The sequence below is a fragment of the Klebsiella sp. D-Nf1 genome (genome assembly GCF_002810515.1).
Classification (GTDB): Bacteria; Pseudomonadota; Gammaproteobacteria; order Enterobacterales; family Enterobacteriaceae; genus Klebsiella; species Klebsiella variicola.
Window position 1 is genome coordinate 1 of the sequence record NZ_PIOK01000006.1, and the last position, 19,286, is coordinate 19,286.

General features: G+C 47.5%; 12 protein-coding genes and 5 pseudogenes. 10 read left to right on the forward strand and 7 right to left on the reverse strand.

Annotated elements, in window-relative coordinates; all coding sequences use genetic code 11:
- Positions 1-319: pseudogene (locus CWM54_RS20825) on the reverse strand (carbohydrate porin); the annotation flags it as partial.
- Between the two features lie 268 nt (positions 320-587).
- Positions 588-1,907, reverse strand: coding sequence for a xylose isomerase (xylA, locus tag CWM54_RS20830; RefSeq protein WP_100698339.1), 1,320 nt, complete (start codon positions 1,905-1,907; stop codon positions 588-590).
- A gap of 426 nt (positions 1,908-2,333) precedes the next feature.
- Here xylA and CWM54_RS20835 point away from each other — a divergent pair, with 426 nt between their 5' ends.
- The 3 genes from CWM54_RS20835 to CWM54_RS20845 all read left to right on the forward strand — a co-directional run bounded on the left by CWM54_RS20835 (position 2,334) and on the right by CWM54_RS20845 (position 6,624).
- On the forward strand, positions 2,334-3,773 hold the full coding sequence (locus tag CWM54_RS20835) for an MFS transporter (RefSeq protein WP_165455226.1): 1,440 nt from the start codon (positions 2,334-2,336) through the stop codon (positions 3,771-3,773).
- Between the two features lie 58 nt (positions 3,774-3,831).
- Positions 3,832-5,511, forward strand: coding sequence for a glycoside hydrolase family 43 protein (locus CWM54_RS20840; protein ID WP_100698341.1), 1,680 nt, complete (start codon positions 3,832-3,834; stop codon positions 5,509-5,511).
- 243 nt (positions 5,512-5,754) lie between these two features.
- Positions 5,755-6,624, forward strand: a complete 870-nt coding sequence (locus tag CWM54_RS20845; protein ID WP_100698343.1) for a phosphorothioated DNA-binding restriction endonuclease — start codon at positions 5,755-5,757, stop codon at positions 6,622-6,624.
- A gap of 22 nt (positions 6,625-6,646) precedes the next feature.
- Here the strand turns inward: CWM54_RS20845 and CWM54_RS29080 are convergent.
- The 4 genes and pseudogenes from CWM54_RS29080 to CWM54_RS20860 form a co-directional block, all read right to left on the reverse strand.
- Positions 6,647-6,739: pseudogene (locus tag CWM54_RS29080) on the reverse strand (type VI secretion system tube protein Hcp); the annotation flags it as partial.
- Between the two features lies 1 nt (position 6,740).
- Entirely contained in the window at positions 6,741-7,007 is a 267-nt protein-coding gene (locus tag CWM54_RS29530) for a hypothetical protein (RefSeq protein WP_100698529.1), read from the reverse strand.
- A gap of 3 nt (positions 7,008-7,010) precedes the next feature.
- A pseudogene (locus CWM54_RS29535) lies at positions 7,011-7,250 on the reverse strand (tlde1 domain-containing protein); the annotation flags it as partial.
- Positions 7,251-7,577: 327 nt separating this feature from the next.
- Positions 7,578-8,618 (reverse strand): DUF1176 domain-containing protein, encoded by a 1,041-nt coding sequence (locus tag CWM54_RS20860; protein WP_100698345.1) that lies wholly within the window; start codon positions 8,616-8,618, stop codon positions 7,578-7,580.
- 691 nt (positions 8,619-9,309) lie between these two features.
- Here CWM54_RS20860 and CWM54_RS20870 point away from each other — a divergent pair.
- From CWM54_RS20870 to CWM54_RS20880, 3 genes and pseudogenes are all read left to right on the forward strand, one after another.
- A complete protein-coding gene (locus CWM54_RS20870) occupies positions 9,310-10,437 on the forward strand; it encodes a PAAR domain-containing protein (RefSeq protein WP_100698347.1) in 1,128 nt (375 codons plus the stop codon).
- On the forward strand, positions 10,427-10,690 hold the full coding sequence (locus CWM54_RS20875; RefSeq protein ID WP_004192273.1) for a hypothetical protein: 264 nt from the start codon (positions 10,427-10,429) through the stop codon (positions 10,688-10,690). The genes CWM54_RS20870 and CWM54_RS20875 overlap by 11 nt, the downstream gene beginning before the upstream one ends.
- A gap of 146 nt (positions 10,691-10,836) precedes the next feature.
- Positions 10,837-10,971 (forward strand): annotated as a pseudogene (locus CWM54_RS20880) (transposase); the annotation flags it as partial.
- A gap of 12 nt (positions 10,972-10,983) precedes the next feature.
- Here the strand turns inward: CWM54_RS20880 and CWM54_RS20885 are convergent.
- Positions 10,984-11,094, reverse strand: a pseudogene (locus tag CWM54_RS20885) (DUF4102 domain-containing protein); the annotation flags it as partial.
- A gap of 1,122 nt (positions 11,095-12,216) precedes the next feature.
- On the opposite strand from CWM54_RS20885, the gene CWM54_RS20895 reads away from it, so the two are divergent.
- The 4 genes from CWM54_RS20895 to CWM54_RS20910 all read left to right on the forward strand — a co-directional run bounded on the left by CWM54_RS20895 (position 12,217) and on the right by CWM54_RS20910 (position 19,228).
- Complete coding sequence (locus tag CWM54_RS20895; RefSeq protein ID WP_100698351.1) at positions 12,217-14,910, forward strand: DNA methyltransferase; 2,694 nt, start codon at positions 12,217-12,219, stop codon at positions 14,908-14,910.
- A 3-nt stretch (positions 14,911-14,913) separates the two neighbouring features.
- Entirely contained in the window at positions 14,914-16,857 is a 1,944-nt protein-coding gene (locus CWM54_RS20900) for a DEAD/DEAH box helicase (RefSeq protein WP_100698353.1), read from the forward strand.
- The gene (locus CWM54_RS20905; RefSeq protein WP_100698355.1) at positions 16,858-18,027 is read left to right on the forward strand and encodes a GIY-YIG nuclease family protein; all 1,170 of its coding nucleotides are present in this window, start codon (positions 16,858-16,860) and stop codon (positions 18,025-18,027) included.
- 101 nt (positions 18,028-18,128) lie between these two features.
- Positions 18,129-19,228, forward strand: a protein-coding gene (locus CWM54_RS20910) for an IS3 family transposase (protein ID WP_100698357.1) whose coding sequence is annotated in 2 segments (ribosomal slippage) — positions 18,129-18,381 and positions 18,381-19,228 — 1,101 coding nt in all. Because the reading frame shifts where the segments join, the coding sequence is not laid out codon by codon here.
- The last annotated feature ends 58 nt before the right edge of the window (positions 19,229-19,286 follow it).

Consider the following 19,286-nt stretch of genomic DNA (forward strand, 5'->3'; position numbering starts at 1 on the left):
AGGAGCCGTCGACGCCGACATATTTCTGGTCGCCGGTCTGGAAGTGGGCGCCATAGCGGGCATAGCCGCTGAACTTGAGGCCGAACGGAATGGCCATATCCGGCGAGGCGGCGGTGGTCTGCGGGTTAGTGATCACGTCGACCTTTTTGTTGGCCGCGGCGTCGATTTTCGCCTGGCGGTCGGCCAGCGCTTTATCAACGGCTTTGGCAACGATGGCGTCGATCTGTTCCTGAGTAAATTCTTGCGCCATTACAGAGGTAAGCGGAAAAAACGCGGCGATAACCGCCATGGTTAATGGAAGATTTTTTATCATTGTCATGAGTTTCTCAATATAGGTTAATTTTATTCAGACAATAACCAGCCTATTCTGAGCTGACAGAATATGTCGCTATCATCAGAACAAGTTATTTTTTATTTTGTACGGTCACAGAGGCATTACACAATTATCGCTACTTTCCCTCCTTCGCTGATATTAAACAGGTGGTCTTTCGCCACTGACAAAAAACACAGCACGAACAAATAAACGCTATTTTTCGGCTGCGGGCAGACGGCGTAATCATGCCCCCGCAGGGGCATGTCAGCAAAATTTAACCAAAGATATAGGTATTGACGAGATTTTCGAGTAATTCCTGACGCCCGCTCTGATACTGCGGATTCAGATTATGCTGCTCAGCGTATCGGGCAATATTATCCAGCGACATCTGCCCGGTCATAATTTTCTGCCCCAGCTCGCCCTGCCAGCCGGCATAGCGTTTTGCCAGACCCTGATCGAGCTTGCCATCCTCAATCATGCGCGCGGCCAGCTTAAGGGACAGCGCCATCACGTCCATGGCGCCAATATGGCCATAGAACATGTCGTATTTGTCGGTGCTCTGCCGACGAACTTTGGCGTCAAAGTTCAGGCCGCCGGTGGTGAATCCCCCAGCTTTGAGGATCTCATACATCACCAGGGTATTTTCTTCCACGCTGTTCGGGAACTGGTCCGTATCCCAGCCGAGCTGCGCATCGCCGCGGTTGGCATCAACGGAGCCGAAGATCCCCAGCGCGATGGCGCTGGCGATTTCATGGTGGAAAGAGTGCCCCGCCAGAGTAGCGTGGTTGGCTTCAATGTTCACCTTGATCTCATTTTCCAGACCAAACTGCTTCAGGAAACCATACACCGTCGCGACATCGTAATCGTACTGATGCTTGGTGGGCTCCTGCGGTTTCGGCTCGATAAGCAGCGTGCCGCCAAAGCCAATCTTATGCTTGTGCTCCACCACCATCTGCAGGAAGCGGCCAATCTGCTCACGCTCCTGGCGCAGGTCGGTATTCAGCAAGGACTCGTAACCTTCGCGGCCGCCCCACAGCACATAGTTTTCGCCGCCGAGCTGGTGGGTGGCGTTCATGGCGGTCACCACCTGCGTGGCCGCCCAGGCAAACACCTCCGGATCGGGGTTGGTCGCCGCCCCAGCGCCGTAACGCGGGTGGGTAAAGCAGTTGGCGGTGCCCCACAGTAGTTTCACGCCGGTTTGCAGCTGTTTCTCCGCCAGCACCTCGGTCATGAGGGCGAAATTGTGCAGATATTCTTTCAGCGACGTGCCTTCTGGCGAGACGTCGACATCGTGGAAGCAGTAATACGGCACGTTGAGCTTGTAGAAAAATTCAAACGCCACGTCCGCTTTGCGTTTGGCCATTTCCAGCGCATCGCCCGCGGCCTGCCACGGACGCTCAAACGAACCGGCGCCAAACATATCCGCGCCATTCCAGCAGAAGTTATGCCAATAACAGGCAGCAAAACGCAGATGCTCTGCCATGCGTTTTCCCAGCACGATTTCATCCGGATTATAGTGGCGAAACGCCAGCGGATTATCGGTTTTTGGTCCGGCAAAGCGAACGCGATCTACCTGGTCGAAATAGGTCTGCATGATGAACTCCGAAATTGAGAAACAGGAAAATTAACAACTGTGACACATCGTGTATTCTCATCGTCAGTTGCTCAATTACGTTATTTCACTCAGCGATTGAGAAAATGCTCAAATGTGAGCCATCTCGCAAATAAAACTATTTTAAATATCTCGCTTCGCGCGCGTATAGAGTACACTTCCTGGGGAATTCAGGTCTCCATACCAAATTAAAATGCCGGTTTTGTCACAATGCCTGCCTGCCAAAAAATTAGCGGCGGATAGCGGTTCAACGCAGGCGATACAGGCCTTTGTCTCGAGGATCACAGAAGTAAAAAAACATAATTACGTAATTTAAAAACGTAATAGATTCTTCCAGGTCAACTGTGTCAGAAAGTGTTTCACCTACACAAAACAAACCGGAGTCTGCTTAGAATGAGTAAAAACATAATGCACAGTCGGCATGAGGAATATCATAAATTAACCCGTGGAGAACGAATTGGTTATGGCATGGGCGACTTTGCACAAAACCTGGTTTTCGGCACAATTGGGGGGTTTCTGGCTTTGCATATGCTGACGGTAAATACCATCAGCACGGCAACGGCAGGCTTTATTTTTCTTTTTGTCCGCATCATTAATGTGTTTTGGGATCCAATGGTCGGAACCTATGTGGATAAACGAACCTCGAAAGCAGGGAAATATCGCCCCTGGCTGTTACGAGCCGGCGTTCCGCTGGTGATCCTGTCGGCATTATTGTTCGCGCCAATCCCTGGGGTGAAAGGTTCGGTGGCTTTCGCCTTTATTATTTATCTGGCGCTGGACCTGGTTTATTCCTTAGTCAATATTCCCTATGGCTCGCTGAATGCGTCGCTGACCCGCGACCCGGAATCGATCGATAAACTGACCAGTACCCGCATGATGCTGGCCAACAGCGCCAACCTGCTGGTCTATACCCTGTTCCCGATGTTTGTGCAGATGGCGGCGCCGAAAGATCGCAGCCTGAAGGACACCGGCTTTTTTGGCCTTGAGCTGAATCTGGGCAACTATACCGATCCGTCGGCGAACTACGCCTGGTTTGGCGTGTACGCCATCTATATGATCATCGGCGCGGTGGCCCTGTTTATCTGTTATAAATTCACCAAAGAACGCGTTGTCGCGACCGCCGAGCAGACCGCCAACGTCAAAACCACCGACCTTTTCCACGAACTCAGACATAACCGCCCGCTGGTTATTCTCGGCATGTTCTTTATGCTGGCCTTTACCTTCATGTTCTTCATGAACACCGTTAACGGCTTCTTCAACCAGTTCGTCGTCGGCCATTCCGAATGGATGGGCGCCGTGGGTCTCGTTGCATCTATTCCAGGCATCGCCTTCCCGGTGTTCTGGCCGAAACTGAAAAAAATCTTTGGTAAAAAAGGCTTCTTCCATCTGTTCCTCGCCATGTTCATCGTCGGCGAACTGCTGACCTACGTCTGGTCCCGCGAAGGGATGCACGACGCCCTGTGGCTGGCCTACATCGCCACCTTTATTAAACAGTGGGGCTTAACTTCCGCCACCGGCTTTATGTGGGCGCTGGTACCGGAAGTCATCGCGTACGGCGAATTAAAATCTGGCAAACGCAATGCCGCCATTATCAATGCCATTATGGGACTCTTCTTCAAGATCGGCTTCACCATCGGCGGCGCTATCCCGCTGTGGCTGCTGGCGGTGTATGGATTTAATGAAAGCGGCGCCATGCAGAGCGCCAGCGCCATCGACGGGATCATTATGACCGCGGTGTGGATCCCGATCGCGCTGGCCGCTATTTCGATGGTGATTATCCAGGCTTATCCGATCTCCGATAAACATGTTACCGACATTAACCGTCAGCTGGATGAGATCCGCGTGTAGTTAAAAAAATTATAAATCAGAACGATCCGTCACTTTCCATTTTAAAAGGTGTAATGAAATGTCACTTATTCAAAACCCGATATTACGCGGCTTTAATGCCGACCCCAGTATTATTCGCGTCGAGGATACGTACTATATTGCCAACTCGACGTTTGAGTGGTTCCCGGGCGTGCGTTTACATGAGTCGAAAGACCTGAAAAACTGGAACCTGCTGCCTTCGCCGCTCTCTACCACTACCCTGCTGGACATGAAGGGCAACCCCTCCTCCGGCGGCATTTGGGCGCCGGCACTCTCCTGGGCCGATGGGCAATTCTGGTTGGTGTATACCGATGTGAAGGTCACCGAAGGCGCCTTTAAAGACATGACCAACTACCTGACTACCGCGAGGGATATTCGGGGCCCGTGGAGCGACCCGATCAAGCTGAACGGCGTCGGGTTTGACGCCTCGCTGTTCCATGACGACGATGGCCGGAAATACATCGTCCAGCAAACCTGGGATCACCGGGAGTACCATCACCCCTTCGATGGCATTACCTTAACGGAGCTGGATACCAACACGCTGAAGTTAATGCCGGAAACCGCGCGCACCATTTACCGCGGCACCGCCGTGGCGCTGGTCGAGGGGCCGCACCTCTATAAACTGAACGGCTACTACTATCTGTTTGCCGCCCAGGGCGGCACCGTGTTTACCCACCAGGAGGTGGTGGCGCGGTCGAAAACCCTCGAGGCCGACAGCTTCGAAACCGAACCGGGCGACGTGTTCTTAACCAACGTCGATACCCCGGACAGCTACATCCAGAAACAGGGCCATGGCGCGCTGGTCTCCACCCCGGAAGGCGAATGGTATTACACTTCGCTCTGCGCCCGGCCGTGGAATCGCCCGGGGGAATCCATCTACGACCCGCGCGGCTGGTCAACCCTCGGCCGGGAAACCTCGATCCAGAAAGTGTACTGGGACGACGAAGGCTGGCCGCGTATTGAAGGCGGTCACGGCGGGAAAACCTTCGTCGAAGGGCCGAAAGACGCCATCTTCACCGAAAGCGCCAGCGATAATAGCCAGCAGGATGACTTTACCTCGCCAGCGCTCGACCCGAACTGGAATACCCTGCGGGTGCCGTTTACGGCCAAAATGGGCACCACCGGCAACGGCAAATTAACCTTAATCGGCCAGGGTTCGTTAGCCAATACGCATGACCTGTCGCTGATTGCCCGCCGCTGGCAGGCCTTCTATTTTGACGCCGCGGTGAAGGTGAAATTCGAGCCCTTCAGCTACCAGCAGATGGCCGGGTTAACGAATTACTATAACGACCGCCACTGGAGCTTTGTCTTCCTGACCTGGAATGAAATTAACGGCAAGGTCATCGAAGTCGGCGAAAATAACCGCGGGAAATACACGTCGTACCTGAAGGATAACGCCATCAAGGTGCCGGACGGCGTCGAATACGTCTGGTTCCGGACCAAGGTCCGCAAGCAGACCTACAGCTATGAATACAGCTTCGATGGCGTGACCTTCACCGAGATCCCGGTCCAGCTGGATGCCGCGGTGCTGTCCGATGACTATGTGTTGCAGAGCTACGGTGGGTTCTTTACTGGCGCGTTCGTCGGCCTGGCGGCGGTAGACTACGCCGGGTACGGCACCCGGGCTGAGTTTTATCAGTTCGAGTATCAGGAGCTGGGTGATGCGTTAGCGGCCGATGGCAGTTACAGCTGGGAGGCTGGCGAGACGCGGGATAAGTAAGAGAGAGCGGGCCCACGCTACCGGTGAGGTAGCGTGGGTTTTGTGGAATGCGGGAACGCAACGGTTATACACTCCCGATTTTTTCAGGCTTGCGCCGCAGGAGGCGAAGACGGTCTCCACTCCCACAGCAAGATCCGTTGTGATATTTAAAAAGCGATCCACCTGGAATCGCCGCATCTGGTGGGTTGATCGGCAAGGATTTTGCGAGCATCATCGCATTTATTTAGCTGCCAATGTCACACTATGCCCTCCAGCACGACCCTGCAACACGCGATCGAGAACATCACCATCTGGCGCAAAGGCGAACAGCGTGCGCCGCATAAGCCACTGTTGCTGCTGTATGTCCTCTCTCAGTACCAGCGCGGCCATGCGCGGATGTTCGATTACGCCTCGGAGATACGCGATGAGCTGCATAGCCTGCTGGAACGCTTTGGCCCGCAGCGCCGCCAGTACCGGCCGGACATGCCCTTCTGGCGCCTGAAAGGCGACGGCTTCTGGGAGCTGCACAACAGCGAACAGTGTTCGACCCAGGGCAGCCGACAGCCGCCTGGCAAAGAGCTGGAGCTCTGTCACGTCGCCGGCGGCTTCGATGAACCGCATTTTACGTTACTCAACAGAAATAAGAGGCTAATCAATACCCTCGCCCATCAGATCCTCGAGGCGCATTTCCCGGAGAGTATTCAGGAAGAACTGGCTGAAGAGATGGGGTTTGATCTGCAGCAGATCCGCAAAGAACGCGACCCGCATTTTCGCCAGCAGGTGCTGCGCGCCTATAACTATGAGTGCGCGATCTGCGGCTTCAATATGCGCCATGATAATACCTCCGTCGCCCTGGAAGCGGCCCATATCAAATGGAAGCAGCACGGCGGCCCCTGCGAAATCCCTAACGGCCTGGCGCTCTGCGCGATTCACCATAAGGCTTTTGATAAAGGATCCATTGGTCTGGATGAGGATATGCGCATCCAGGTTTCGCCGGCGGTGAACGGCGGGGGCATCGTTGGCAGGCTGTTCTGGGATTTTGATGGTAAGCCGATTACCTTGCCGCAGGGGAAAGAATGTTATCCCCAGGAGGGGTTTGTGGCGTGGCACCGGCGGGAGGTGTTCAGGGGATGAGGGGGGATGGTGATAAGCGGGTTTCGATGCTACCTTCTCGCTCCTGAACATCAACAGATCTTTTCGTGTCTGCGCCACCATCGTCTTTAAGACACATATACGGAGGAATTGGCATCTCATTTGCTCCTTATCGTTGAAATTAACTGCAATGTAATAATGTAGAGTACAGCTGAAAGGAATATTACTATTATCAGTGATATATAAAAGAAAGTATCATACATCGTATCGGCGTTCACACTCCCGAACAAGAAGTGGCAAATATCCCTTGCGATATCATAATCGAGATAGATTTCCGGCCTTGGAAGTGCACGTCCCAGAACCAAAAACAGCAATATAAAATAAATAATCTTACTGATTTTGCGGGTAAGCGTTGTTAGAGCCACTGGCAACACCTTATTGACCATATCCTTAATTTCTCGTCCCTTTTGAGAAAACCAGTTTTCTTCATTGCGGTCAACATTCCAGTATTTCCCCGGAGGCAGCGGACCATCTTTCACTACTGCGCTGCATGCTGCTTTATTGCGATATACGCCCCGCCCTGAATGCGCCATAAAAACACCGACGCTGTACAAATTAAAAGTCGCATAATCAGCTTCATTTAATATCAACTTTCCCTGTAGAGCCATGATATATCATCGTTCCTTAATGATTTTAGATATGGTAGCGGTTGGTTTACAGAGGTTCCAGCGTTAGGCTATGATTTTAAGATAATATTATACAGAGTCACTTTCGCAACCACCACCATAACCACAGCAAGCAGTGTTAGCTTATTAAGAAAATGAAAAATATGCTGACACAATATCGTCTCCTTGCATTGAGCAGTGCTCCCGGTCGGTCAATAAGCAAGATTTGACCTGCTGGTACCAGGCCTCTCCTTAGGGAGCACTCTATATGTTCTACAGTTGCGGTAAGGAACTCATTTCACGCCCGGAATGACGGGCGCTTATTTCTGCTTACTTTGCTGGCTTAACATCTGTCACCCACGTAGGGAGATCCCACGTGCCACCGAGATGGAGATAACGGCACATCCCGGTCGTTGCTTCGCGGCTTTTGCGGAATGTCTCGCCATCCCAAACCCAGCTTGCCGACCCCCAGCAATCCCCAAGGCCACGGCCTTTCTGGCTCATGAAGATAACGCCATCGTCATAATCAGAACCAGAAACCGTGATGAGCTCTGGTTTCCCCGCAAGTTTACTGTCCACCACCCAGTAACCATATCCTTCGTTATACGCCGCCCGCCCACACAGTGCAGAAATCAGAGAATGCACGTTATCCAGCGGCGTCAGGCTGATGGTCTCGGCTTCCTGTTCTTCTGATGGCTGGATGCGATCGCACCAGTCATCTTCGCTCAGGGTCGCGAGAAGCTTTGGTTTCAGCACCGCGAGCTCAGGCACTGTGAGGGGCCTTTCCTGAGTTTTCTCTGGCTTCACCTGGTAAATAACCGGGGCAGGAACGGCAGCCCGGACGCTACTTTCCGGCTTGTCGCCTTTTTTGGTCAATGCGCCGGACGTTCCGATGCGCTCCTGAACATCATCCATTTTCAGCAGCACCGCATAAGCGCCTTCACCAGAGAGAACAAACGGATCGGGCCCGCCTTTAAACTCAACTTTTCCGCTGCCTTTGACTGCCGCAATAATGTCCCGGGTCTGTTTGACCGACAGCCGCCAGTTACCTTCTTTGTCAAGCTTTACACCACCTGCCAGCTGGTCATTAATCAAGAGTGTCAGCTTTGAAGGCTGGGGGGCGCCATCTGATTGAAGCTCCGCCAGCATCACCTCTCCCGACACCGATGTCCCCGCGCCAGCCTGACGGGTCAGCAGTACCGATCCCCCTTTTCCTTCTTCCGGACTATATCCCGCCGCCCGGCAGGTCAGCGTGTTATCACACACCACTTCCCAGTCCTTATAGCTGAAGGACACGCCGCTTTCCTGCGCCATCAGCGGGGCACTCAGTATCGCCAAAGCCAACAGCCCTTTCCTGGCTTCATTTTTCATACCATCTCTCCATAATGGGTAATGACTATAGTCTGATTAATACACACGACAGAGAGAAGCTTTTCCCCCTGGTAAACAAGCATTTTCAGACAATAACAATTAGTGATGGTCACCAGCCATTCCCCTGCCGTAGTTCGCGGAAGGATGTAATGAAACGATTGGTATTAGCCTGCTTTTATTTATTTTCAAAGAATTGGCTGTAGCCTCCGTTCTCACCCCGGAAGTCGTCCATTATGACAGCTATCTGTTAGTCGGCACTTAGCCCGCAACAGCCGTTGCTGGAACAACTTACGACCTTCTGTTCCGTCCAGTGTTCTCCAGACTGTAGGCCAAGCGGTGCCATATTCTAAGCAACTACCAAAGGTGAAAGAACATACTCGCTAGATAAGTTCCAGCGTCACCAGTTTTACCAGCAACACCGGCTAACAGGTAACCACTAGTAATTTACCGGTCCGCGATACCGCCGCCCTGATCCAGCTTCACAAAAGACAGGCTCTTGCTCTGTTGGAATGCGGGCAATTGTGGAAATCTCGTCTGCAACTGACCGTGCGGATAAACACTATCCATAGCTGGCGACCTGATCCCATTGATTAACACACTTTGATTTTATTACATTTGCTCATTTACTCGCCAACACCAAAAACCTAAACTTCCCACATGGACTTACAAGCAAAAATAAGGATAAGGACGAATGGCTATTGGTCATTTTTTATTTAGGGGTGATAAGACCGCTTGCGGTGGCAGGATTCTTGAAGGATGCCCCGACCATCAATTTTTCGATAAAGATATGGCATGTGAAGGCCATAAAGTAACCTGCGGCAAACATCCAGGGCATTATCGTATCTGCGGCGGCCTTGATAGTGACGAAATACATGGTAAAAGAGTAGCCGGAACACTGCACAGCCGTAGTTCCTGTCCCTGCAAATCACGTTTTATACCTTCCATCGATGACACTTATGAATTTTCTACAGGGGCAGCGAAAGCCGACACAGCCCAATCTCAAGTCGTCGAATTTCCCGTTCTCCCCGGCCCGATTTATGATCCCCAATCTGATAATGTGACTGACACCTGCAAGCCAGAAGATAACCCGCTGCTGAACGGCGTTTATATCTGGACTGAAACGGCAAGTGCAGGTCATGTTTTCGTTTCGGTGCATGAGAATAACAATATCTTCCTCTACACCTATGGACGCTATGGACGCACTGATAAAAGTACCTTCACTGGGGATGGGATTTTAGACTTTTTCCAGGATGAAGATGCGCGTAAGTATTACCGATACGAACTTTATGAAATGGGGGCTCGCGCTTTCCGCATTGATGATGCAGATCCTAAAATAACCCGTAACTTCTTCGAAAACCTTTGGAATGGCGGTGTAACACCAATTCAAACGCCAAACATGCAAGATGGTACAAAGCGAAGAGGCCGAACCATTGATAAGTATGATGTCACTGGTAGCAACTGTACCACTCACTCAGTCGAGGGGCTCAAGGTTGCTGGCTCAGAGGTATTCGAACACGGTTACACATCCACGACAACACAGCTACCAATCGACATAGAAGAAGATTTTACTATTCCGGTATCACTGCAAAGATATCTTGAATCAAAGAGTGCAGACTTCTCATCAATCCTCGTTGTCGAAATGACTAATACATTCAAACAGCAGTACCCTAACACCGAGAACAAAAGCCCTCAACCAATGGGAGGGAGTGCAAAAATTCAACAATCTGCTGCCGATTCCGCTGCTGTTGCTGGCTCAACATCCCCCTACTCAGGCGGTACAGTAGGCGGTTCATTGGGAAGCACTTACGATGATGAATAAGAAGTTCTGGATCAGATGGGTGAGTATCGCGCTGATTTGTGCAGCGTATTACGCTATCGTGCTTTATTTCGATCTGGTCTTCGCTCTTAACTTTACAGAGACAATGAGTCAAGGCGGAGAATTTACCCCTTCTCAATGCACTTGGTTTGTTAAGGAGCTAGCGCAAAATCACTCTGATTCGGCTTTAGCCTCCATCATTGGTTTCGCTGTCTGCGTCCCTCTGATCCTGCTAATCTTCAAGAAAGTGAAATGACCGTCAAAGGCTGGAGAGATCCAGCCTTTTCCCTCCTCCCTCATTTTAGACAATATGTAGTGGCACACTGAATTTGGCCACCCTGGACTGCCCCCCACCACCCCGGTAGACGATTCTTCCCTAAAGTTTGAGTATAGGAGGAGCGTATGGGCACACCACGATTTACACCTGAATTTAAAGAAGAAGCCGTCCGTCAGATAATGGAACGCGGTGATTCTGTTGCCGAAGTATCTAATCGTCGGGGCGTTCCCGCACACAGCCTCTACAAGTGGCTACGGGCGTGGGGTCAGTCCATATTTAGAGCCATTAGGGTGAACGAAAAGATGCATACCGTTGCCATCGGTCAGCTTATATTGTTTGTCCGCTGGCATAGCTGTTCCGACTTCGATATCTTTTAACGCCATGCTTATCCCCTCCCTGCTGGTAACAGCGTTGACGAACTTGGAATACCATCATTTATACCAATATCTGTTGGTAGATGTGCATTGAAGTGGGTTGACCTTGAGAGAGCCAGAATCGCGGGCGCGGGAATGACAAGTAAGCACTAGATTTCAGGCACAAAAAAAGCTGCCCTTAAGCGACTTGATTATATCTTTTGGTGCGAAGGCCGGACTCAAATTTCACACCTAATAGACTGATATCAATGTATTTTATAAACAGGAATATATAGTTACACCCGCACTTGTACCCACAGGTTAAAATCCGTATAAAAAAATAGACATTTTGAGTGGGTATAAAGCCATACCAGTAGAACACCGATATGGCAGTCAAAGCAAGATTCAGGCAGATAGGAAAGTTGTCTTCAGAGGTATCAATTGCCATCCACTCAGAACAAAGTCAGACATGGCCGTGAAATGAACGTTAATCCTTACTTGGCTATGCTAGTTTCCAAGGCAAATCTCTGCGTCTATTTACTGGTTTTAGAGTACCCTCGTTTCTCAATTGTTGAGCGGCCCAACGGATGTCATATTGCCACGTATACAACATATTACCCGAATCTCTGAGCTCAGCCTCGTAGCTGTCCCATACGTATTTTGAAACTTCGCGTGGCCAAGCACTACCACCACGTTCACGAAGACACTCGATGATCCATTGTTTCATGCTTTCTCTGGTTACCATCATATACCCTGAGCTTCACTCGTTGATCGATACATCGCAATACTAGCATTAACAGCTTCTGGCACAAGGTGGGCAGAACCTAAGCGCTTGTTGTCAGCTATAAGCAATGGGTGGACCTTCGTGATTGGCAGCTTGGTTATTTACTAGTGTGAATATTTGTTAATCACTTGGGAGCAGGTCTGCGGGCTGGCGAAACGGGAAATATGAAGAAAACCAACCGACATTACTAACTGAAGATTGTATCTAATCCCGGGGGGCAGGCCAGTGCGATGAAGAAGGTGCATTGCCCTGCATAAGGAGGTACAGTGTTAGTTGACCACTACAATAATTAAAATTCAAGTTAAAGAATAGCTTGAATGAACTGTGCATATTAAAATTCAACCAATGCAATTTAGGTCGTAAAACACATGAATAGCGTACAAATCGAAGAAAATGTCAAGAGTTTGGTGAAACAAGTATCAAGCCAAAAAATTTCGAAAGATGATTTTGTCTATGAACTGTTGCTGGCATACGGGCATCGTAAGTCGGTAGTCAACCGTGTTAAGTCTGGTGAGCGTAACCTGGCTAAGGACGCTGGTGAGGTGATCTTAAAACGCCACCTTTACTTTAAAACATGTACGTCAAACTTGTTCGCTGAAATAGATACTATCAAAAACAGTAAAACGGTTGCTACCAACAAGATTCGCTTTGTTGTTGTAACTGATTTTTCTCAGCTTGTTGCCATTGATATCAAGACTCAAGACACGCTTGATATTGAGCTTGGTCAGCTTCCGAAATATTTTGATTTCTTCTTACCATGGGCGGGTATGGAGAAAATGGTTTATCGCGGTGAAAATCCGGCGGATGTCAAAGCGGCTGAGAAAATGGCGGATTTCTTTGACCATATCAAAGCAACCAACTATTCAGCAAATGTCACGAAAGAACAGTTGCATGATTTGGTGGTATTCCTCAACCGCCTGCTTTTCTGTTTCTTCGCAGAAGATACAAAAATATTCTCTGAGAACCAATTCACAAACCTTCTGAATCAGCATACGCAAGAAGATGGAGTCGATCTACATGGTGTGTTTGAACGTTTGTTTAATGTATTGAATACACCAGCACATCAGCGCCATGATTTGCCAAAGTATCTTAATGATTTTCCATATGTTAATGGTGGATTATTCAAGCACCAGATTAGAGTGCCATCATTCGATGCCAAAGCTCGTCGTATGTTGCTTGATTCTGGCCAGTTAAATTGGGCAGATATAAACCCTGATATTTTTGGTTCGATGATTCAAGGTGTGGCCGACCCTGATACACGAAGCAAAATGGGGATGCACTACACCTCAGTATCAAACATCATGAAAGTGATTGAGCCACTGTTCTTGAATGATCTTTATGAAGAGTTTGATAAGTGCAATAACAATATCAACAAACTTAAGAAGCTTCAGGTTCGACTAAGCCGCATTAAGTTCTTTGATCCTGCGTGTGGTTCAGGCAACTTTTTAATTATTACGTACAAAGAAATTCGTGAACTAGAGATTGAGATCCTAAAGCGCATTCGTGAGCTAGAGGGGATGTCTGACTCAGGAATGACTGGGTTATTTGATGAGTCTCATTCTGCTATTCGCCTAGACCAATTCTATGGCATTGAGCTTGATGATTTTGCTCATGAGATGGCTATACTTTCACTTTGGTTAGTTGAGCACCAAATGAATATGGTCTTTGAAACTGAGTTTGGCTACACGGCTCCAACACTTCCATTAAAACAAAGTGGGCGAATTGTCGCGGGTAATGCAACGAGAGTTGATTGGGATTTGGTATGCCCTATCACTGATGATGAAACATATGTGCTAGGGAATCCTCCGTATTATGGTGCTCGAAATCAAGACAAGCAACAAAAATCAGATGTTTATATCTGTTATAACGGTGCCAAAGAACATAAGGATGCAGATTATATTAGTTGCTGGTTTATAAAAGCATCAAAATATATTTCTAAATCAAATGGCAAGTTTGCTTTTGTCTCTACTAACTCTGTATGCCAAGGGGATCATGTGTCTATATTATGGCCTTTGATTCTCAATGATAACCAAGAAATATTTTTTGCTTATGAGTCATTCAAATGGATAAATAATGCTAAATCTAACGCAGGAGTAACTTGTGTTATTGTTGGCATTAGGAACATTTCTAATGAGAGAAAATATTTGTTTGGAGCTAAAGGTTCTCGTGAAGTAAAGAATATTAATGGTTATTTGACGTCATCAAGCAATGTAATCGTTTCAAAACGTTCGGATGGAATTACACCTAGACCTAAAATGGTAATGGGTAGCCAGGCAAGAGATGGTGGCAACCTTATATTGTCAACTGAAGAGAAAGATGAAATTGTTTCTTTGCATCCTGAATCTGAAGTGCTTTTTAAAAAACTTTTAGGTTCTGATGAGTTTATTAAAGGTAAAATAAGATGGTGTTTATGGATTGAGGATGATTTAAGAAACTTAGCTGAATCGATACCTCCTATTAAGTTAAGGATTAATAATACGTATAAGTTTAGATTGGCATCAGAAGCAAAAACCACCAATGGCTATGCTAATATACCCCATAAATTTGCGCAGAGAGCGCATAAAAAAGGCTCTGCATTACTTATTCCTGCCGTATCATCAGAGCGGAGAGATTATGTTCCTCTTGGTTTTGTCGATGAAAATGTGGTTATATCTAACCGAGCATTTGTAATTTACGATGCACCTATATATTTTTTTGGGCTATTAACATCTAAAATACATGTCGCTTGGGTAAAAGCTGTGTCTGGAAGATTAGAAACGAGAATAAATTACTCATCAGGAATATCTTACAATACATTCCCAATCCCTGAGTTAAGTTTAGGACAAAAGGAAAGAATAGAAGAACTGGTCTTGAACATACTAGAAGTTCGTGAAGAATTTCCTGAGCGAACCATTGCCGAATTGTATGATCCAGAAACGATGCCAAGGTCTTTGCTTGATGCTCACCAGGTCTTAGATCTGTATGTTGAGCAATGTTATAGAAAGCAAGCATTTATAAATGAGGATGAAGCTTTAAACTATCTTTTTAGTCTATACGAATCAACACTATCGATAGGGAAGTAAAAAATGCCTGATTTAGTCCATGTAACTTACGCCCAAACAGGCGAAAGTACCAATACCAATGATAAGGGAATGCGAGCCATGCAGGCTCGCGCTTTTGAGCAACGCGCAAGCCAATACCTATTGATTAAGGCTCCACCTGCCTCTGGTAAATCTCGTGCCTTAATGTTCATTGGTTTGGATAAGCTTCACAATCAAGGCATCGATAAGGTGATTGTTGCCGTTCCCGAACGCTCTATCGGTGGCTCATTTGGATACACTGAGCTAACTAAATTTGGTTTCTTTGCTGATTGGAACATCAATCCGCATTACAACCTTTGTACGTCTGCCAGCAATCAAAGCAAAGTTAAAACCTTTAAAGAGTTTTTAGATAGTGATGAGCGCATTTTAATCTGTACTCACGCTACCTTGCGCTTTGCATATCAAGAGTTAGAAGACTCCGCTTTTGACAATATCTTATTGGCAATCGATGAGTTCCATCATGTTTCTGCTAATGGTGACAACGTGTTGGGTGATGTGTTGCGTGCGCTCATTGAAAACAGTACCGCACACATCGTTGCGATGACAGGTTCTTACTTCCGTGGCGATAGCGTATCAATCCTGACACCAGAAGATGAGATGAAGTTTGATAAGGTCTCTTTTAACTATTACGAGCAACTGAACGGCTATCAGCACCTTAAGTCTTTGGGTATCGGTTACCACTTCTATAAAGGTCATTACCTCACTGCAATTGAAGAGGTGCTAGATACTGATAAGAAAACGATTGTCCATATTCCCAACGTAAACTCTGCAGAGTCAGGAAAAGATGACAAATATGAACAGGTTGCAGCTATCCTAGACATCATTGGTGAACATGAATTCACTGATCCTGAGACTGGTATCATTCATATCAAGCGTAAAGAAGATGGAAAAATTATAAAAGTTGCCGACCTTGTATGGGATGAAAAGGACAGAGAAAAAACCCAAGCGTTTTTACGTGACATAAAGCATGAAGATGATATTGATATCATTATTGCGCTAGGAATGGCGAAAGAGGGTTTTGACTGGAGTTTTTGCGAGTATGCATTGACTGTTGGGTATCGCAACTCTTTGACGGAAATCGTACAGATTATCGGTCGTTGTACTCGTGATAGTTACAATAAGACTCACGCTCAGTTCACTAACTTAATTGCGGAGCCTGATGCTTCAAGTGATCAAGTTAACTATGCCGTGAATAACATGCTCAAGGCAATTACTTGTTCTCTTCTTATGGAACAAGTGCTGGCACCAAACTTTAAGTTTAAAGCAAAAGATCCAGCAGATAAGGAACCAACGCCGCCAGGAGTGATAAGTATTGGTGGTTTAAAAGAGCCAAGTACCAAACGTACAAAACAAATATTAGAAACAGACCTTGATGATTTAAAAGCTTCTATTCTGCAAGATGACAATATCGTGAAAGCCTCAGCAGCAGGTCATGATCCTGAAGTTATTAATAAAATATTGATCCCTAAGCTTATTGAGAAAAAGTATCCAGACCTTTCTAAAGGTGAGATTGAGGAAATTCGTCAGCGAGTTGTTGTGGACTCAGCGATCTCAACTTCTGAAATTAAAGAAGAGGGGTGCAAGAAGTTTGTTCGTATGGCAGATAAGTTCATCAATATTGATGAGCTACATATTGACCTTATCGACCAAGTAAACCCGTTCCAGAGAGCGTTTGAGATACTGTCAAAAGCGATTAACACTGACACACTTAGGTTGATTCAAGATTCTATTGAATCGACTCGTATGCAAATGTCTAAAGAGGAGGCCATTGCGTTGTGGCCGAAAGTTCAAGAGTTTGTAAAAGATAACAATCGAAATCCAGACCTCAATTCTCGTAATGGGCGTGAACGTGAGTTGGCTCAGTGTATTATTTATCTGCGTCGTCTTGCACAAGAGCAGGCAGCGAATACTCAAAAAGAGGCTATGTAAATGGAAGATTGGTTAAACGAGATTCTAGCTTCTGATACGCAAGGCCTACTGAAAAAAAAGCCTAAATCATCGGCACAAACAGCCGATGACCACTTAATTGCTAAGTTTAAGCAAATTAATGAATTTTTTGATAAGCATGCGAGAGAGCCGCAAGCTAATCGTAGCAATCCGATTGAGCTGATGCGCAGCAAAAGCCTAGAATCTATCCGCAGTAACGAACTACATTGTCGTGCGTTGGAACAATACGATATTCATGGACTTTTGCCACGATTTGAAGAACCTAAGCTGTCTTCTATTGAAGCGATACTTGCCGATGACATGTTAGGGATATTGGATTTGCCAGATGACAGCATCTTCAATTTAAAACACGTTAAGAAGACCTTGGGAATGCCTCATCATGTTGCCAAGCGTAAGAAGTGTGCCAACTTCGATGAATATGAGCCTCTGTTTCGGCAATGTCATGCTGACCTTAAGACTGGTGAAATGGAGGCTGTTCAATTCACAGGTGAGCAGCAAATTAAAAAGGGTATGTTCTTCATTCTTCACGGGGTAACTTGCTATGTCTCTGATATGGAAGAGAGGCAGAGGAAGAATGGTAAGATAAACGCTCGATTGCATCTAGTTTTTGAGAACGGTACAGAATCAGACATGCTGCTGCGCTCACTAGCTACTGAGTTGTATAAAGATGAAACAGGTCGTCGTATCTTAGCTAAAAGTGATAAAGAGTTGGATGAATTGCTGAACATCACTCGTGACGATAAAAAGTCAGGCTACATTTATATTCTCAAATCTCTAAGTAATGAACCAGAGATCAGTAGCGTGAATAATTTATACAAGATTGGTTATTCCACCACTCCCGTAATGCAGCGTATTGCTAATGCGGAGAAGGAACCAACTTATTTAATGGCATCAGTTCAGTTAGTGTCTGAGTTTGAGTGCTACAACATGAGAACACATAAGTTTGAAGGGTTGCTACACACATTCTTTGGACATTCCTGTTTGGATGTACAATTGACTGATCATAAAGGAATTATTCATACCCCGAGAGAGTGGTTTATTGCTCCCCTAGAATGCATAAAGCAGGCAATACAAATGCTTATTACAGGTGATATTGTCAACTATCGATATGATGCAATAACGCAAGAAATAGTAGAGAGAGCGACACCTTGAGTATGTCGGATGTGATCTCCTCTGATCTCCTCCCTGAAAACAGTGCCAGGCTAAACTGAAGTCTCCGGTCTTTCTTCCATCTCACAGAGAGGCACATCGCCATGAAAAAGACCCGCTATACCGAAGAACAGATAGCATTTGCGCTGAAACAGGCCGAAACCGGCACTCGGGTGGAGGAAGTCTGCAGAAAGATGGGCATTTCTGAAGCCACATTTTACAACTGGAAGAAAAAGTTTGGCGGCATGGGCGTGACAGAGCTGCGCCGCCTGCGCCAGCTTGAGGAAGAGAATCAGCGTCTGAAACGTCTGGTGGCTGATTTAAGTCTGGACAAGGAGATGCTGCAGGAAGTTATCAAAAAAAAGTTCTGAGGCCGGCTCAGAAGCGTCAGGCGGTGCATTTTCTGCGGGAGGCTTACCGTATCAGTGTCCGACGGGGATGCGGACTGCTGATGCAGAGTAGAACCGTTTACCACTGGCAGAGCCGGCGGGATGATCGGGCGATAACCCTGCGTATCCGGGAAATAGCGGAAACCCGGATCCGCTACGGTTGCCCGCGTATTCATATTCAGCTGCGGCGGGAAGGCTGGCCTGTTAACCACAAGAAAACACACCGGATTTACTGTCTGGAAGGCCTCAACCTGCGCAAAAAGCGCCCCCGCAGGCATGTCAGTGCAGCACATCGTCAGCAACGTCCGGTCCTGACCGGTGTCGATCAGTGCTGGAGTATGGATTTCGTGTCGGATAACCTGTTTAACGGACGACGTTTCCGGGCGCTGACTGTAGTGGATAATTTTAGTCGGGAGTGTGTGGCGATCCATGCCGGAAAGTCGCTGAAAGGTGAGGATGTGGTCGGTGTGATGGAAAGGTTGCGGGTGCTGGGCAAGCGCCTGCCGGTACGTATTCAGACAGATAACGGCAGCGAGTTTATCGCGAAAAGTCTGGATAAATGGGCGTATGAGCACGGTGTTACAATGGACTTCTCCCGCCCCGGAAAACCAACGGATAACCCGTTTATTGAATCATTTAACGGCAGTCTGCGGGATGAATGCCTGAACATTCACTGGTTTCTCTCGCTGGAAGATGCGCAGGACAAACTCGACAACTGGCGCAGGGAATATAATCATGAGAGAACACATTCATCATTAAATGACATGACTCCGGCTGAATTCATCCGAAGTCTCCGGAAAGACGAAGATCTCTGATTTAGCACTGCACTGAATTTGGGCCAGGGTCAATGTTCTTTTGAGTTTTTGTGAATCC

Bases quoted from the DNA above. Each gene is read 5' to 3' on its own strand.
- xylA (WP_100698339.1), bottom strand. From the start codon at position 1,907: ATGCAGACCTATTTCGACCAGGTAGATCGCGTTCGCTTTGCCGGACCA.
- CWM54_RS20835 (WP_165455226.1), top strand. From the start codon at position 2,334: ATGCACAGTCGGCATGAGGAATATCATAAATTAACCCGTGGAGAACGA.
- CWM54_RS20840 (WP_100698341.1), top strand. From the start codon at position 3,832: ATGTCACTTATTCAAAACCCGATATTACGCGGCTTTAATGCCGACCCC.
- CWM54_RS20845 (WP_100698343.1), top strand. From the start codon at position 5,755: ATGCCCTCCAGCACGACCCTGCAACACGCGATCGAGAACATCACCATC.
- CWM54_RS20860 (WP_100698345.1), bottom strand. From the start codon at position 8,618: ATGAAAAATGAAGCCAGGAAAGGGCTGTTGGCTTTGGCGATACTGAGT.
- CWM54_RS20870 (WP_100698347.1), top strand. From the start codon at position 9,310: ATGGCTATTGGTCATTTTTTATTTAGGGGTGATAAGACCGCTTGCGGT.
- CWM54_RS20875 (WP_004192273.1), top strand. From the start codon at position 10,427: ATGATGAATAAGAAGTTCTGGATCAGATGGGTGAGTATCGCGCTGATT.
- CWM54_RS20895 (WP_100698351.1), top strand. From the start codon at position 12,217: ATGAATAGCGTACAAATCGAAGAAAATGTCAAGAGTTTGGTGAAACAA.
- CWM54_RS20900 (WP_100698353.1), top strand. From the start codon at position 14,914: ATGCCTGATTTAGTCCATGTAACTTACGCCCAAACAGGCGAAAGTACC.
- CWM54_RS20905 (WP_100698355.1), top strand. From the start codon at position 16,858: ATGGAAGATTGGTTAAACGAGATTCTAGCTTCTGATACGCAAGGCCTA.